Source organism: Bacteroides sp. AF39-16AC, from assembly GCF_003602735.1.
In the GTDB taxonomy this organism is placed as follows: domain Bacteria; phylum Bacteroidota; class Bacteroidia; order Bacteroidales; family Bacteroidaceae; genus Bacteroides; species Bacteroides uniformis.
This window is the reverse complement of record NZ_QTLN01000002.1, coordinates 1-16,890: the sequence shown is the minus strand read 5'-3', so window position 1 is coordinate 16,890 and position 16,890 is coordinate 1. Positions and strand designations below refer to the sequence as shown.

The 16,890-nt window shown below is 42.5% G+C and carries 12 protein-coding genes and 1 pseudogene; 4 read left to right on the top strand and 9 right to left on the bottom strand.

The window, feature by feature from the left end:
* Positions 1–134: 134 nt before the first annotated feature.
* Positions 135–257 (top strand): annotated as a pseudogene (locus tag DW039_RS02120) (Arm DNA-binding domain-containing protein); the annotation flags it as partial.
* A 177-nt stretch (positions 258–434) separates the two neighbouring features.
* On the opposite strand, the gene DW039_RS02115 reads toward DW039_RS02120, so the two are convergent.
* From DW039_RS02115 to DW039_RS02075, 9 genes are all read right to left on the bottom strand, one after another.
* Positions 435–2,690, bottom strand: a complete 2,256-nt coding sequence (locus DW039_RS02115; protein WP_005824115.1) for a GH92 family glycosyl hydrolase — start codon at positions 2,688–2,690, stop codon at positions 435–437.
* Between the two features lie 4 nt (positions 2,691–2,694).
* On the bottom strand, positions 2,695–3,501 hold the full coding sequence (locus tag DW039_RS02110; protein WP_005824118.1) for a DUF5040 domain-containing protein: 807 nt from the start codon (positions 3,499–3,501) through the stop codon (positions 2,695–2,697).
* Positions 3,498–4,940 carry a glycoside hydrolase family 125 protein gene (locus DW039_RS02105; protein ID WP_008665704.1) on the bottom strand — a complete coding sequence of 481 codons (1,443 nt, stop codon included), beginning with the start codon at positions 4,938–4,940 and terminating at the stop codon, positions 3,498–3,500. The genes DW039_RS02110 and DW039_RS02105 overlap by 4 nt, the downstream gene beginning before the upstream one ends.
* A gap of 1 nt (position 4,941) precedes the next feature.
* Positions 4,942–5,634: a DUF3823 domain-containing protein gene (locus DW039_RS02100; protein ID WP_005824122.1), complete on the bottom strand. Its 693-nt coding sequence runs from the start codon at positions 5,632–5,634 to the stop codon at positions 4,942–4,944.
* A 16-nt stretch (positions 5,635–5,650) separates the two neighbouring features.
* Positions 5,651–7,552, bottom strand: a complete 1,902-nt coding sequence (locus DW039_RS02095) for a RagB/SusD family nutrient uptake outer membrane protein (protein ID WP_005824124.1) — start codon at positions 7,550–7,552, stop codon at positions 5,651–5,653.
* An 11-nt stretch (positions 7,553–7,563) separates the two neighbouring features.
* On the bottom strand, positions 7,564–10,815 hold the full coding sequence (locus tag DW039_RS02090) for a TonB-dependent receptor (RefSeq protein ID WP_227238993.1): 3,252 nt from the start codon (positions 10,813–10,815) through the stop codon (positions 7,564–7,566).
* Positions 10,816–11,082: 267 nt separating this feature from the next.
* A complete protein-coding gene (locus tag DW039_RS02085; RefSeq protein ID WP_229031936.1) occupies positions 11,083–11,751 on the bottom strand; it encodes a FecR family protein in 669 nt (222 codons plus the stop codon).
* A 355-nt stretch (positions 11,752–12,106) separates the two neighbouring features.
* The gene (locus DW039_RS02080) at positions 12,107–12,679 is read right to left on the bottom strand and encodes an RNA polymerase sigma-70 factor (protein ID WP_227238991.1); all 573 of its coding nucleotides are present in this window, start codon (positions 12,677–12,679) and stop codon (positions 12,107–12,109) included.
* A gap of 45 nt (positions 12,680–12,724) precedes the next feature.
* Positions 12,725–13,393: a GDSL-type esterase/lipase family protein gene (locus DW039_RS02075; RefSeq protein ID WP_005824132.1), complete on the bottom strand. Its 669-nt coding sequence runs from the start codon at positions 13,391–13,393 to the stop codon at positions 12,725–12,727.
* A gap of 817 nt (positions 13,394–14,210) precedes the next feature.
* Between DW039_RS02075 and DW039_RS02070 the strand changes: the two genes are divergently transcribed.
* Genes DW039_RS02070 through DW039_RS02060 form a run of 3 tightly spaced genes read left to right on the top strand, consistent with a single transcriptional unit; the run spans position 14,211 to position 16,645 of the window.
* A complete protein-coding gene (locus DW039_RS02070; protein ID WP_016274150.1) occupies positions 14,211–15,032 on the top strand; it encodes an SEL1-like repeat protein in 822 nt (273 codons plus the stop codon).
* Between the two features lie 17 nt (positions 15,033–15,049).
* Positions 15,050–15,946: a BT4734/BF3469 family protein gene (locus DW039_RS02065; protein WP_227238988.1), complete on the top strand. Its 897-nt coding sequence runs from the start codon at positions 15,050–15,052 to the stop codon at positions 15,944–15,946.
* A 27-nt stretch (positions 15,947–15,973) separates the two neighbouring features.
* A complete protein-coding gene (locus DW039_RS02060; protein WP_008665713.1) occupies positions 15,974–16,645 on the top strand; it encodes a hypothetical protein in 672 nt (223 codons plus the stop codon).
* The last annotated feature ends 245 nt before the right edge of the window (positions 16,646–16,890 follow it).

Below are 16,890 nucleotides of genomic sequence, written 5' to 3'. Positions count from 1 at the left end.
GAGTAAAGTGCTGGTAATCCAATGATTATCGGCACTTTTTCTTTTTATACATTTCCTGATTTTAGCAGTAGAAATGGGACAAAATCAAGGTTAGTGTAAACCATAGTGTAAACCGCTGCACAACCTTTAAAGCAATGAGTATCAAGGTTTCAGTGATTTGTTTTAAGAGTAAAGTGTTATCAAACGGAGAGCACCCTCTCATGTTACGTATTACAGAGAGCAAAAAAAGAGTAATGAAAAGTTTGGGAATATCCGTAATATGACATGGTTACCAAAATTTTATTGGCTTATACCCATATATTCTTAACCCAAACTCATACCACTATGTATAAATCTTGATTGGAATCAGTCATAAATAAACATAAACCCAACCTTGACCAATAGTAAAATTAAAATCAGAACTGGGATAGTCGTTGATATAATTTACAACTTCTTTATTTCAGCCCATGAGAGGGTGGTGGACAATCGATACCCCACATCTTATTTTGTCTGTTTCCCATTTTCAAGATCAATACACCTTCATTTATCAAATCCTCATGTGCAAACCAGGCATGATTCAATTCTTTGCCATTGAGAGTGGCCGACTGGATGTATTTATTTTCATCTGACACCCCCTCTGCTATAATTGTGAAAAACTTGTTGTTATGTAACTTGATACGGACCTCACTGAACATCGGACTGCCAATGGTATAAATAGGCAGTCCCGGAGTGACAGGATAAAAACCGAGAGAAGAAAAGACAACAAAGGCTGACATGCCCCCTCCATCTTCATCCCCAGGAATGCCCATCAAATCATTGCGAAACCACATCTTTAACAACTGGCGGATACGCTTCTGAGTTTTCCAAGGCTGACCAGCATAACAATAAAGATAAGGAATATGCAGAGACGGCTCATTCGCCATGGAGAATTGTCCCACATTGCCAGTATGATCGGGTAATTGAGAATAGAAATCAAATTTACTTTTTCCCAAAGACTCATTGAACATCTGATCCAAATTGGCAACAAACTGTTCCTTGCCATTCATCAGTTCAATAAGGTCGGCAATATTATGCGGCACATCCCAACGATACACCCAACCATTATTTTCTCCATAATACTCACGGGCACCCTGACCACCAGAAAAGCGGTAATCAAATGGGCTAATCCACTTGCCATTTTTATCCTTTGGATGGAAAAAGCACGTTTCCTTGTTGTAAATATGGCGATAATTAAACGAACGACAACGATAGTAGGCAGCTTCTTCATCCTTATTTAGCATTTCAGCGATGCGTGACAGACACCATTCGTCATACGCCGTTCCGAGTGTCACGGCTACAGATTGACGTTTTTCGAAGGAATGTACATTCGGATCAGTTTCCTTTTCATCAGGCTGCAAAGCAGGGATATACCCCTTTTCTTTATAAAACAGATCAATCCAGCCACAGGTTGCTGCTGACCAAGGAGCCAATGTCTTCTCTTCAATAGCACGTTTGCACACATTGTATGCTTTGGTTAAATCAAACTTGATTCCTTTGGCAGCCGCATCTGCAATCGTAGCCACTCCATGATTAGAATTCATTCGTCGAGAATCTCCTGTAATTTCCGGGAAAGTAGGCATCCACATCGTTCCCATCTGTTCTGCCATACGCAAATAGGACCGAATGATGTCCAACTCCGTATTTTGATCGATAAGTACACGTAATGGATGGGCTGCACGATATGTGTCCCATATCCAATCATCTGTATAGAAAGGCAAACCATAATCATTATGTACCCGATGATCGAACGCGCTGAAATAGCGCCCGTCTTCGCTGATACAGACTGGGCGTTCAAATACCCTGTACAAAGAAGTATAAAATACCCGCTTACTGTCAGTATCTCCTCCCTTAACGTCTATCTTGCCCAAGGAAGCATTCCAGATATTCCGCCCTTTATCAGCCAGTGCCACCACATCATAACCGGACAATTCACGTTCCATGTTTTTGCGAGCTTGTTCTTCACTGATAAATGAAATACCGTATCTTACACGCACATACTCAGTTTGTTTTGCAAAGGCCAACACCGCACACGCATTGTGACCTTCTGCAGTCGTCGTACGGCTCAATTTCCCATCCACCAGCATGTCTGATTGTACTGGCATCTGCTCAGTTTCCAAATACAGATAGACTCGAGTGTTGTTATCCAAATGCTGGTAACCACTGATATGGTTTTCCGCTACCTGAACTTTTCCGTGCCGGGAATTCACAATGAGATAAGCCGGTTTGTCCGTTTGGGTAAAGCGGAGTTGGTATAAAGCCGATTGACGTGAAGGCGCATACTTGACCTCAATTTGTTCTTCATCCAAAAACACTTCGTAATAGTAGGGCTTGACGTTCTCATGGTCATAGCTATAGTTTACGACCGGCTGTAACGGCTCTCCTTGGCAAGGACTAAGGTTAAAGGCCGAAGTGCCCCGATGGCTGGTAATGATGAGCGGCAATCCATGTAATTGACTACCTGTATAATCACTCCGTTCGGGATATACACGCAACATGCTGTTGGGCAAATGAATCGTAGGATAAGTGGGTACTAGTAAATGGCTGATGTTGCCCATATAAGGGTTGACATAGTCAACGGGAGTCAAGTTATGTTCTTTATTCGATCCCTGAGAGAGGGCGTACCCTGCGAATAAAAAAACAAACACAACACACAAAAAGTATAAATGTTTCATTTTCTTACAGAACTAAGGATTGTATTTGGGCTACAAAAACAGCAGCCATACGGTTTTGAATATAACAGTCTTTACCCCGGTTGGGATGCCATCCATACTCAACCCCATCAATACACTCTGTGTCATCGGCAAAGAGAGTGCTCGTTTGTCGGTGTGTTTCTGGATGCTCAACGGTCTTTGAAAAGCCAATCTGTTCATCAAATTTTACCAGTGGAAAGCCCCATTTGTCGGAGAGTTTCCTGATAGATTCATTATACACCACGCGTGCATCGTGCCAATGGGTACAAAGCAGAATCACAGCCGGCTTCCCCCCTTTCACACCGTAATACTTCGAACCTTTGTCAAATTGAAGTTGATAACAATCGGATATGTATTTCTTGATTACATAATCAAAAGCGGCCGCATAGTTGCCACGGGTAAAAGGCAAGGCATATTCGTGATAGTCCTTTTTCAGCTCATTCGGGGCATACACATCCCGGTTGTGTACCTGCATAATCACGAAGACATCCACCTCGTCCAATTCCTCACGGGAATACAAATCGCCACGTGACATTCGGTTCGCCACATCCGCAATGGCTTCTCCTCCGATGGCCCGGTTGATTCCCTTCGCACGCAACGCCTCACACCCCAACTCAAACCAACCGTTATCCACGGATGCAAAAGAAGCGCCTGACAAGAGAACGGTCAGCTTCTTCTTCTCATCAGACATTGATAAATAACCTTCTCGTACCGGAGAACATATATCCTGTGCCGGTAAAAACGAGACCCAGCAGTATAGGAGTAGTATTATAATATAAATCCTTTTCATCATAATTCATTTAAAAGATGTAACTTTCCGTCTCTAATAATCTTAAGAACCAATTCACCAAACAAGGAATTTTGCCAGGCAAACCACGAACGTGTGAACTTTTCAGGCTGATCTTTGTGAAAAGACTCATGCATAAAGCCTGTATTAGCATCCGTAGCCAACAGCATGGCAACGCACAATTTGATTTCCTCATCGTTCTCCGACGTCATGGCACGTATGATTATGCTCATGGGCCACACCATGTCCATTCCTATGTGAGGGCCACCGATGCCTTCGGCATATTTGCCCTTGAAAAAATACGGATTGTCCAGACTCAACAGATATTTTCGCGTATTCTGATAAATCCTATCCGAGGGCTTCACATCGCAGATGTAGGGCAAAGCCAGCAGACTGGGAATATTAGCATCATCCATGCAGAGCTGATTGCCGTATCCGTCCACTTCAAAAGCATAAATCTTTCCATAGGTAGGATGCTTGTGTATGGCATGTTTTTTCAACGCTTCGCCCACTTCCATATACAACACATTGCACGCACGAGCCATTGCTTTGTTTTTGTTCACCTTCAATAGGATCTCCTCCATCTGACGCAAGCTGGTCACAGCAAAAAAGTTGGAAGGAATCAGGAACGGATAAACAGTCGCGTCATCCGAAGGGCGAAAAGAAGAGGCAATCAGTCCGTTGGCACGGACCGGATTTCCATATCCATCGTTGGATAACGTGTCATACTGCCGGTCCGTCACACGTAAAAACGAATAATTACCCCGATTCTCCTTCCGTTGCTGGTCTTTGAAAACTGTCAGGATAGATTCAACCACCTGCATCCATTCCGCTGTAAAAACGCTGTCATCACCGGTTACTTTCCAATAATGATAAGCCAGACGAACAACATAACACAGCGAGTCGATTTCCCACTTTCTTTCGTGAATTCCCCCTCTCATTGGTGTCCTGTCATTTTGCCACTCCCCTTTTCCAGAGAGATCACGGTAGAACGCATTCGCATACGGATCCAGCAGAACTAATCTGAACTGTCGTAGAATCACCCCCCGAATCATTTTCCTCAACCGCTCGTCCTCATTGGCGTACATCAGATAAGGCCACACCTGGGCGGAAGAATCCCTAAGCCACATTGCCGGAATATCCCCCGTTACCACAAAAGTGTCGTCCTCCGGTTCCGATTCATAAAACACCGTCGTGTCCAATGTGTTGGGAAAACAGTTGGCAAACATCCATTTGAGCTTCTCATTTTTCAGTAGAGTGACCGTCTCCTCAATAACCCGTTCGACGACTTCTGACCGGAAAAGTCTTTTTTCCACCGGTGGACGTTTAGACGTATACATTTCAACATGATCGATCCATTGCATTTCTTGTCCCGAAGAACAAGGATGTGCAAAAAGTAGAGAACAGACCCATAAAGAGCCTATAGTGAGTAATTGTCTCTTCATCTTACAAAGCTAGTCTTACTGCAGGAACGTAATTGAATTTCGCACCGCCAATGTTAATTCTTGCGCCAATTCTAAAGTAATATTGCGTGCCGGATTTTATATTTTCATGTTTTAAGTCCAATTCCAATGTAAACTCATTGCCAAGGTACGAGTTATCCACACCTTGCTTTACCACAAACTCCTTGAGTGGTTCGCCAACATTCGGTTCACGGTGACCGTAAAGAGCCACTTCCGCCACCTCTTGGTCAACCGTCTTTTCTAGACGGAACTTAGCCACAACCTTGCTACCATTTTTTTGAATGGAAGCATTTTTAATACGGATGTAAGGCTGCACTCTGAAGTCATATACCGTATTACCTTTCACCACAACTTCTTGATCTTTGACAGACACAAAGTTACCACGCATCAGACTCATCGTATACGAACCTGCAAACATCACGTTGTTTCGATACGTACCATTGTTCTTAATTACCATGTATTGCGTTTCAGGATTCTCAAACCCATGTTCGATAAATTCGATTTGTGCCCCGTCAATAATATCCTGTTCAACCAGTTCGCCAGTTTCAATGTCTAAGATTTTGCCTTCAATGGTAGCATTCGGACCATCATAGTTGTCTATTTCCAACAAGTCGCAGGAAGTGACTGCAAACAATGTCAGCAAAGCGAAAGCCATATTTTTAATGTTACGTTTCATAGTTGCTATTGTTAAATTAGTGTTTTGGATTCTGAGTTAAACCATTGGTAGAAGTTCCAGGAATATGTCTGTAATAATGATGCGTTTGGAAAGTACAAGAGTTTGCACCCGGTACAAACTTACGCACAAAAATATACTGAGGCTTTTCCCCTCGTAAATCAATCATAGGCACCAACGCCATTTTACGGCGGTTATCGAATTCCGAATGGAAATCCCTGCGTCTAATCAAATCCCAGTAACCCTTATTTTCAAAAGCCAACTCAATTCTCCTTTCGCGCAACACATTATCAAGAGTCAAGTCAACCTCTGTAGTATGAGCTGCTCTCTTACGCAAGTCATTCAGTCCCTTCTTGGCCATATCCAGCAAATTACCATCCGTTTCACCCTTTTCAACAACCGCTTCCGCAAAGTTCAGCAAGATTTCGGCGTATCTGAAATCCATAAAGTCGGTAGTCGACTGCAACTCCTTGGTCACGGTCAGGTTCTCATTTAAGAATTTGCGCATCAAGAACCCCGTACGCGTACAGTTCGGTGTACCGTCAAAACCCGAATAATCCTTCGAGAATTGAGCACCGAATGTATAATACGTCTTACCATTATGTTCACAAGCACCCGGTGAACTCATCAAGTCACCATTCGGTTTAATCACCCCCCCCTGGATTACAATCTTCTTCCCTTTCCACACACTGTTCGGATACGTGATGCAAGCAAAAAAGCGGGCATCCTTATGCTTGAAGATTTCCTCCGGCGAATCAAAATGGCGATAAGCAACATACGGACGATAGCCTTCATTATCGCTCACCTTTCCATCTTCCGTAGTGATGATCGGAGCAGCATGCCCCGGATTGGTATAATCCTCATACAAGTCAATCAACTCAAGAATTGGATTGGTTCTACCTCTGTGAGGGAATCCTTCCGCATTCTGATTCGGATTGTTCCAGGCATCATAATCATGTGCAATCCGAGTACCCGGAGCTCCATAGCCTTTGATAAAAATAGCCTCTTCACCAGCCACATTCGGATCTGTGAAAAGCGCTCTGTAGTTAGCAATCGCTTCTTGCACACTACCTGGATGCGCCTTATACAACCCAAACCTATTGGAAGCGATGATAGCTTTAGAAGCATCTATGCAAGCCTGATAATAACGGCTGGCATCTGACTTGTCCAAACCAACAAAATTCTTATCCACCGCTTCCCCTTCCAACGGAGCCTTGTCCCAATATTTAGCTACAGAAGCTGCATGTAATGCTGCCCTTGACTTCAGAGCATACGCCGTCCACTTCGTCGCCCTGCGCTTCTCTTCACTCGGATTGTTTCTGGTTTCCGGCAACAGACGAATCGCCCTGTCACATTCCTCCATCACAAAATCCCACGTTTCTTTTTCTGTGCTACGAGGTACCTTCAAGTTATCCGTATTCGGCTCAAACTCCTGATACTTCGTAATGATGGATACCCCCCCATAACGCTTCGCCAAACCAAAATAAGTATACGCCCTTAAGAAATGGGCTTCCCCCATCAACGCATCCTTTTCCTCTACCGAAATATCCAAATTGGGAATATACGTCATCAGCAGATTGATATTTCTGTTCAAAAAATACCCCTTATTCCACCAGTCATTGGCAAATTGGTTCCAGTTGGGCCATTCCGAATGGATGGCTTCCAGCGCATATTGCGCCAACGTCAAAGAACCAGTATTCCCTCTGGCGTTAAATCCGGCAGCAGGCATATATACAAAATCTTCAATCGGTGAACCATAATAGAGATCAGCTAGAAACGACTTGATACCATTGGGATCCGACAAGACACTTTCACCCGGTATTTTATTTTTTGGTTCTAAATCCAGAAAATCAGAACAAGCTCCACATAACACGAGCAAGAACCCCACAATTACATATTTAAAATTTAACATCTTTTTCATACGTATAATATTTAGAATGAAACACTTAAGCCTACATTAAAACTCTTTGTCAAAGGATAGTTGTATCCGGCACCATAGTCACCCTCCGTCTTTTCAGGGTCAAACTGTTTCAAGAACGAGTCGGTGAATGTAAAGAGATTGTATGCATTGAAATAGAGTCTCAAATTTTCAACACCATATTTTTTAGTAAATGTTCTAGGCAATATATAACCCACTTCAAAGCTCTTCAGGCGTAAATAAGACGCTTTCATGTTCCATGCCTGACTATCGCGGTAAGAAGAACCCATTTCCTGAGAGAAACGATTAGCAGGCCATTTACCAGGCACCCAATTGGTGTTGTCAGGATCATAGGAATCCTCCAAATGCCATCTGTCAAAGAAATAAGCAGGTAAATTACCATTGTTGAAGAACATTTGGCTGAATACCTCATTGAAACGGATGTTGTACATACCAGCACCTTGGAACACCATTGTCAAATCCATATTTTTCCATTGTGCATTCAACGTAAAACCATAAAAGAGTTTCGGTGTCTTGTTTCTGAATATCGGTTTGGTATCATAACCATTGATCACACCATCACCGTTATAATCATCATAGATATAATCACCCGGCAACAACTGCGTATTTCCTCTATTGTCGCAATGAATAGCCCCATGTAAAATCTCTTCATAATTTTGGAACTGTCCGACTTTGTCGAATCCCCAAACCAAGTCATTCCAACGGTTTGTATATCCATTCTTCCAACGGTCGTAACTGCTTCGTGCAGCCGGTTTATCCACTGTGCGATGCATGGTTCTGGCAATATTCATGTTGAAAGAAGCGCTGTAAGAGAAATCATTGATGCGATTTTTGTGAGAAATGGTCAAGTCAAAACCCTGTGTACGTTCACTTTCCACATTCTCCACCGGCATTGATCCACCAAACGTATTCGGCAAGTTGCCTTCTCTGATTTTCAACTTTCCGCTCTTGTGTTTCTTATAGAAGTCAAGTTCAAAATTCAGTTTGTTTCTTAGCACAGAAAACTCGACCCCCACATTATACATCTCCGAACGCACCCACGTAAAGTCCCGATTGATCACACCCGGAGCTGCCATCGTACCCAGGAACTTGCCATCTTCAAACTCATAACCAATATTCACATTAGGTGTGAAACCCATCACGTGTTGGAATGGCTCTCCTACATTTTCACCAATGACGCCATAAGAACCACGGATTTTCAAATTATCAATAAACGAAAAATTATCTTTGATAAAGCTTTCTTCAGAGATTCTCCAGCCGGCTGATAAAGAAGGAGAGAACGCCCATCTTTTGCCGGGTGCATAACGGTAAGAGCCGTCATAACGGCAAGCATATTCAAATAAATACTTACCCATGTAGTCATAGTTAAATTTACCGATGTATGCCATAGTTGTCTCTTCATGTTCCGTACCGCTATTCGTCTGTACCCCCGATGCATAATCCATCACATCTGTCGTGTAAAAATCATATTCACGTTTCAAGTAAGAGTGTTTCTTCTCATATTTCTTCTGTTCGTAAGCAACTAATGCCGAAACATGATGTTTGTCCAGGAAGGTTCTGTCGAATGTCACCTGCGCCTGCAACACAATGCGGTCTGCATCTTCCACATTATTGGCAATACGCGGCTTGTTTTTCAACTGATAATTCAAATCGGACGAATAAATGCGATAACTCTTCCATAAATTTTTATTGAATACACTATAGCTGTCATAGGCAATGGTGCCTTTCGCCTGCAGTCCCTTCAAGAAAGGCGCATCATAAGTCAGCGAAACAGCCGACTGAAGCGATTTGTTCTTGTCCACCGTATACCCTGCATGCTTTTTCTGTGACATCACCACCGGATTTTCCTGATTGTAGATATTCGCCGGATAAGCCGGGTCATCGTTAATATACGGACGTTCGTTCGGATGACTGATGATGGTACCTTTGTACATCCATATAAAGCCATCACCACCCGGGAAATCCCTCATGCCATAACGGCCCGAAACCATCACATCCGTTGTCAGATAACGGTTCAATTTGGCAGAAACATTGCTTCTGAACGTATAGCGGTCATAACCCATATCCCCACTCTTGAAAATACCGTCTTCATCATAGTAGCTGAAACTGAGGAAGTATTTCATAATCTTATTGCCACCCTCAATAGACAAGTTATGATTATGTCTCAAACTGGCTTTTTTCATGGTTTCATTGTACCAGTCCGTGCTTTCATAACCCGGTCCGCCAGCTCTCCACTTATTTAGTTCTTCATTGGTAATACTATGCACCCCGTCTCTATAAAAAATCGCATCATCGTACATTTCCAGATATTGGGCCGCATTGGCCATGAGGGGACGGTCAGTAACCTTCTGCCAGCCCACATTACCCGAATACGTAAACTGAGGACGGTGGGATTCCCCTCTCTTCGTAGTCACCACAATCACACCATTACTGGCATTCATGCCATATACTGCAGCGGAAGCGTCCTTCAACACCGAAACACTTTCGATGTCACTAGGATTCAATTGTTGGAATTCAACGCTACCATCGCGTACAATACCATCGATGACATACAAAGGTTCTCCATAGCCGCGGATGTTAATCATAGAATTAAAAGTACCCGGCTCACCATTCTGCTGTCTTATCTGCAATCCCGGCATCTTACCCTGTAAAGATTGCGCCAGGCTGGAGCTCACAGTCGTATTGATCTCCTTGGTCTTTAACGAAGCAATACTTCCCGTCAAGTTACCTCTCTTCTGCGTACCATACCCCACAACTACCACTTCATCAACTAGATTGGCATCCTCTTCCAGCGTAATTTCGTAATAATCCTTCTTCACTCTCAGTTCCTTCTTGCCGAAACCGATGTACGAAATCGTCAGCAAGTCGTTTTCGTGCGCATTCAAAGAGAATTTACCATTCAAATCAGAAATGGTACCACCGGCACCGTTTTCCACAGCAATGGAAGCGCCGATGATAGGAACACCAGAGAGGTCTCGGATAATCCCCGAAATCCTTTTGGCACTCCTCTGCTGTCCTTTCGACACTTTGGAATCAATTTTATACAACACCACATTCTTTCCCTTAATTTTATAGCCGATATTTTCCCCTTTGAAAACCACCTTCAAGATTTCCTCAATCTTTTTATTTTTTAAAGACACCGAAATCTTTCGCTTGGGATTGAACAGATTGTAATCATAAGTAAAAAACAGATTGTTCTTTTTTTCAATGATTGATAGCACCTCCGTGATGCTTTTGTTTTTCACATCCAGTGAAATGGTAACATTTTGAGCATGCAATGCAAGTACTCCGTTAAATAGGAATAAAAATGTTAACAAAAGCACAAAACTGCAAGAGTTCCTATTCCATCTACTAAAAAAAGTTACGCATTCTTTTAGATAGAAATAACTGGTTGGATTTTTCATAAATTTGTAACTGAGTAATTGATTTAATCTTTAATTAATTTATTCGACGACAAGGATTGTGAATTGCTGCAACAATTTGCAATCCTTTTTCTTTTTCTTCTTTTTCTGTTAATTGTCCTCCTTTCTTATTATAAATATATGTTCTTTTTCCAGATACGTCAATTGCCCACTTTCCTGCAACAGGTCCAAGACCTCCGTCAAGGTCGATTCCCTATGCACGTGGCAGAAGAACCGTTTTTTTTCAAGCGAAGGATCTTCAATGACAATTTCCCTGTCGAATTTCCGTTTCAATTCCAACACAATGGTCTTCAGTGTTTCCCCGGGGAACATCAGTTCCCCCGTCCGCCACGTACCAGCCGTAGAAGCATCCATTTCACGAATCGAACTCAGACCCGTTTCGAGAGAGACTGTCAGCATTTGATTGGGCTTTATCCGTATATTTTTATTCTTATCAGTATACACTTCCACCTGCCCTTCTTTTAAGAGAACTGTTGGATCCTCACCGGAATACGATTTCACATTAAATGTAGTACCCAGTACACGTACTTTCAACCTCTCCGTTTCCACCAAAAACGGCTTGTGTTCATCACGGTTCACTTGAAACAAAGCCTCACCTGCCAGTTTGACCGTACGGTAACCCCTAGCAAATTTGGTGGGATAAGTAAACCGGCTACCTGAGTTCAACCAGATGTGTGTACCATCCTCCAATACCAAATTGGCTGTCTGCGAGTTGGGGACAATTACCGTATTAAATCCAACCGGTCGTGTAACCTCCATGTAATATAACGTTCCCAACCCTACTGACAATACAATTGCTATTGATGCAGTTATTTTTAGGAAGAGTGATGATTTAGGTTTATGGATATCGTTTTTTTGTGTTGTATTGTATGTCTCCTGTTCCTTAATTTTGGATTCAGATCTACTCATCATCTTCTCTATCATCTTTTGGTAAGATGCATTCAGATGTATCTTTGTTGCATAGTTGGCTTCTTCTTTTTTCGACCAGATTTCCTCCAACGAGAACAAAAAAGTCGAGTTAGCAGGTTCTTCCCTTCTCCATTTGTTGATCTTTTTGTAATCCTCCTCCGAAGCGGAATGATTTAAAAAACGCTTTAATACATTTAAATCCATATTACAGTAATATATAATTCAACATTAGAGCAATCCAAATTCCGACATGCCTCAAGGACTTGCGCAATTCCGCGATGGCTTGGGCAAGGTGTGTCTGTACCGTACGTAAGGACACATGCATCTGATTGGCTATGTCCTTTTGTGACTTCCCTTCGAAGTAGAATAAGTTTAAAGCTTCCGCACGTCTGGGAGGCAATTGCCTGATTGCATTTTCCAGCAACTTATAGTTCAACTCCTCATTCGTTTCAGACATCGAAACAGTCGATTCAATTTTCTGGTTGTAATATTCACAACGATCAATGGCCAGTTGCCACTGTTCCCGGTAGTTCTCCACTACCTTTTGGTGCTTCAGATAGTTTAGACAACTGTTTTGCGTGGCTTTGAATAGAAAGGCGGCCAGCCTACTGGAAACAATCATATGATGTTGTTCCCAGTAAGCGACAAATACATCATGTACTATATCTTCAGCAACCTCTTCATCAACAAATTTACATGCATGAACCATCAATTTAGGATACAGTTCATCATAAACTTGTCTAAAATGACTGATAGAATCCCCCCCCTTTTCTTGCATTCCATTTGAATATTGAGAGTCCATAATAACGGTTTGTATCTGTGGCTATTTGATGGCAGACAATACGATTTTTTCCATAACCTCATATCCTTTATCTGTAGGGTGGACACCATCATACGTATATTCATCAATCATGCCTCCGTTCTCTTTGCTCATTTCACTGAAGTAATCAATGTAGTGTACATGTTTTGCTTTGGCAAGTTGCCGGATCCGCACATTCAGCTCATAAATCTGTTTCACTGCATCCGTAATGTCTTTTCTCCAAGGATACACATCAACCGGAAGAACCGAAGAAAGATACACTTTGATTTTATGTGATTTGGCTAACTCTACCATTGATTTGATGTTACTCACCGTATATTCGATGCTGTACTTACCAGTATTTTCGGCTATGTCGTTCGTACCGATGTTGATGACAACAGCTTTTGGTTTAAGGTCAATCACATCTTTTTGGAAGCGGAGCAGGAGTTGCGGACTGGTTTGACCGCTGATGCCACGACCTAAAAATTGATGACCTGTAAAAAAAACGGGGCGTTTGCTAGCCCATCCGTCGGTAATGGAATTTCCGATAAAAATCACTTTCGGATAAGTTTTGTTTTGAATGATGCGTTCATTATCCTTTTGATATCTTTCAAAATCAGGATACTCGCTCAGTGTTTGGGCCGTTGCCACTGTTGCGAAAAAGTACAGAAGAGCAAAGAATAAGTGTTTCATATTTAGTATTATTTAGTAATGATTGTTAGCAATATCTTATATTAAGACAACTACACTATCAAAAGTACGTATTCTAATAGTTAAAAGAAAAAGATTTTTATCTACTATGATATTACGTTTTATGCCTTTTGCTTTTTATTCCCGTCAACACCGTTCAAGGAAGCATTGTTCCCCTTTGACATTTTGATTGTCCACGATACTATTTACAATTGGTCCCATGCTATGTTTCACACGTATATCTTCACGTAATTTCTCTAACAATAAGCCCAACTCCGACAAAGAACCTCATTTACGATAGTGGTGATAAAACAACTGTCACTTTGGGAATTCGAAAAGAGGCATATGCCATTGACAACTAGTCTTAACTAAAAAATACAGCATTACAAATCATATTTTACTCTTCCTGCAAATTTAACACTTTTGTTATATACGCCATTCGGTCTCCGTTAGATCAGCCTGGTACATTTTTCGTTTGGCACCGCAAAGAAACTATTCGGCCGCGGAAACGTCAGTAAAAAAAATCAGCTGTTTTTAAAACATATATAGTCCTCATCATTATTTCTACAGCCCGAACATCTTTTTCAATCTCTAGACCGTACTAACACTCACTCCCTCGGTTCTGGCTATCATCTTCATCTGATAACTTTACCGGAAAGTCTTGACATACCGAAACGATTGCCGGACAAATCCATCGGACCATCATCCGCATATTCTCCCACTTCAACTTACACACATAAAAAACTGCCGTCTGACAAAACCCCGAAATCCTTACATGTGTGATTTTAAAAAAATGTTCAATTTCAAAAATGAAAGAAACATGAAAACAGAAACAAAAAGAATTTTGGAAAAGGCCCAGGCAGGTGATGCAGAGGCTCAGTATCTAACCGGTCTGTATTATGAGGATAAGGGAAATGCCGACGAGGCTTTCCTATGGTATGACCGTTCGGCTACACAGGGATTCGTATATGGAATCAACGCCGTTGCCATATATTACCTGAAAGGGATGGCTGTAAAGCATGATACCGGCAAGGCAATCGCTCTTCTAGAGAGTATTGCAGATAAATTCCCCACAGCCAAAGCCAATCTGGGCCATATATACCTGGAAGGGCAGGGATGTCCGCAGGATATAGGGAAAGGTATCGGGTTACTCGGACAGGCTGCGGATTCAGGTGACGGACTGTCGGCTTTCACAATGGGGCATATACGCCTCAAAGGGCTGTTTGGGACTCCCGTAATGTACAAGGAAGCGACAGGATGGTTCGAGAAGGCCTATGAACTGGGGATATATGACAGTGTGGACTTCCTCTGTGACCTGTATGAAGGTCTGTATTCACGGGGCATGAGGGACATCAGGAAATACAGGTTATGGTCGGATGTCAGAAAAAGCCTTGAAAAAGGAGGTTCCCGTACCGGTCTGGCAATGCCATCATCCGCAAATGGAGGCAATGTACCGGTATTCGGGGAGGCAAACGGCAGACAGTACATCATCATCGGCGGGGAGAAGGCTTATGTCGATCTCCTCGTTGCTGAGACATTCCTGGTCAATCCTGATCCGAAGGCCTATACGGAAGTGGAGCATATTGACGGCGACATGTCCAACAATGCGGCTGATAATCTCAGATGGATAAAAAAGCAATAAAGTCTATGGTAAAGAATATGAAAACGACATTGACAGAAAAGATTAATTGGACAAAGTACAACCTGGCTTATCCTGAGTTAGGAGATGTTATACAGATGATTCGCACGGGAGACATGCAATTGCATGACAATGAGTTTGGAGACTATACATTGAAGCAGGCAATAGAGCATATCAGAAGTGTAGCTCCAGGTGACATGCGGAAATGGAAAGCCAGACTCCTGCCCGCTGTTGCCTATAACGGTACATTCAGGGAACTTAACGGTGCGGGGCTGATTGAATACTCGCGTGTGACGGCATTGGATTTTGACCATATAGCAACACCGGATGAAATGATCCGGTTACGGAACAAGCTGATGATAACCGAATGTGTCCTGAGTGTTTTTGTTACACCCAGTGGAAATGGACTGAAGGCTCTGGTTTTGCATGACAATACAGATCCGGCCAGACATGAAGATTTGTATGGACAGCTACTGGATAAATTCTATGTGGCAAACAGAAATGATGCAAGCTGTAAAGACCTGGCACGCAGAAATTATCTGAGTTACGATCCTGACATCTGGACCAATCCAAATCCTGAACCGTACCCTTATGTCCCCACCATAAAGCCACAGGTACAGATGCCACAATCATCCGGGACAAGAACAGTGTCGGACAAAAGCATCATCAGCATCATGAACTCCCACTGGAAAAGGAACAATCCTGAATATTGGAAAAAAGGCAACAGGGGAAACTGCATCTTCAGGTTAGCCTGCTGGATGTGCAAATGGGGTGTTGACGAGGAATTGGCTACTGAGTATTTCATTGATGGCTGGGAAGATGACACAATGGATGAAAAGGAAATCAGAAGCCATGTGGGCAACGCCTATAAGACCGAAGAGAAGAACTTCGGAACATTGATATTTACAATACACTGATTTAATCACCCCTTTAAAAAAACAATTATGGCACTGACAAAAAGCCGGGGTAACATGTATCCTTTTGTTACCCACACGTGGAATGCAATAAAAGGAATATGTTTTCATGACTGCCCCTATTGTTACATGAAAAAATTCGATGGTCTGCTTCCTATACGGTTTGACCCCAAGGAACTGGAAGTAAACCTGGGTAACGGCAATTTTATTTTCGTTGGTAGCGGAACGGACGCATGGGCTTTCGACGTACCTTCGGACTGGATTGCCCGGGTTCTGGATTATTGTGACAAGTTTGATAATAACTATCTTTTCCAATCCAAGGACCCCATACGTTTCTTGGAGTTCATAGGGCATCCGGTAATGAAGAAATCGGTTTTGTGCACGACCATTGAAACCAATGTCTTTTATCCGGACATCGTAAGGAATGCTCCAGGTACCCGGAAACGTGCCAAAGCCATGCAAAAACTGGCGAGCCTTGGAATGAGAACCTATGTGACCTGTGAACCTCTGATAAAATTCGACTTGCCCGAAATGGTTGAACTTGTCAGCATGTGTTCTCCTGTACAAGTCAATATCGGCAGGAACTCACGACAGGACATTACCCTTCCCGAACCGACAAGGAATGAAGTGCAGGCATTGATAACCGAACTTCAGAAATTTACCAAAGTGGTAGTCAAATCCAATGCCAAGTGCTGGACTTGAGAATGTACTGACTGATTGGAAAGATAAAGGAGATGCTGCATAAGCTCTCCTTTAAAATTTCGTCAAAGCCAATAAAGAATCCATATGTCAAGGATACAGGTGAAAAATATTGCAAAATAACACCTTGTGAGTTAACCGGAGGCAAGTTTATTATACATATACTGCATATTTTATTATAATACCCACTCAGGCGGTGTAGCTAACACTTGAAAAGGGACCCGGGTAGCATTTGAAACGTGTACCAC

Coding starts and splice junctions, on each gene's coding strand:
- DW039_RS02115 (WP_005824115.1), bottom strand. CDS start 2,690: ATGAAACATTTATACTTTTTGTGTGTTGTGTTTGTTTTTTTATTCGCA.
- DW039_RS02110 (WP_005824118.1), bottom strand. CDS start 3,501: ATGATGAAAAGGATTTATATTATAATACTACTCCTATACTGCTGGGTC.
- DW039_RS02105 (WP_008665704.1), bottom strand. CDS start 4,940: ATGAAGAGACAATTACTCACTATAGGCTCTTTATGGGTCTGTTCTCTA.
- DW039_RS02100 (WP_005824122.1), bottom strand. CDS start 5,634: ATGAAACGTAACATTAAAAATATGGCTTTCGCTTTGCTGACATTGTTT.
- DW039_RS02095 (WP_005824124.1), bottom strand. CDS start 7,552: ATGAAAAAGATGTTAAATTTTAAATATGTAATTGTGGGGTTCTTGCTC.
- DW039_RS02085 (WP_229031936.1), bottom strand. CDS start 11,751: ATGGAGGTTACACGACCGGTTGGATTTAATACGGTAATTGTCCCCAAC.
- DW039_RS02080 (WP_227238991.1), bottom strand. CDS start 12,679: ATGCAAGAAAAGGGGGGGGATTCTATCAGTCATTTTAGACAAGTTTAT.
- DW039_RS02075 (WP_005824132.1), bottom strand. CDS start 13,393: ATGAAACACTTATTCTTTGCTCTTCTGTACTTTTTCGCAACAGTGGCA.
- DW039_RS02070 (WP_016274150.1), top strand. CDS start 14,211: ATGAAAACAGAAACAAAAAGAATTTTGGAAAAGGCCCAGGCAGGTGAT.
- DW039_RS02065 (WP_227238988.1), top strand. CDS start 15,050: ATGAAAACGACATTGACAGAAAAGATTAATTGGACAAAGTACAACCTG.
- DW039_RS02060 (WP_008665713.1), top strand. CDS start 15,974: ATGGCACTGACAAAAAGCCGGGGTAACATGTATCCTTTTGTTACCCAC.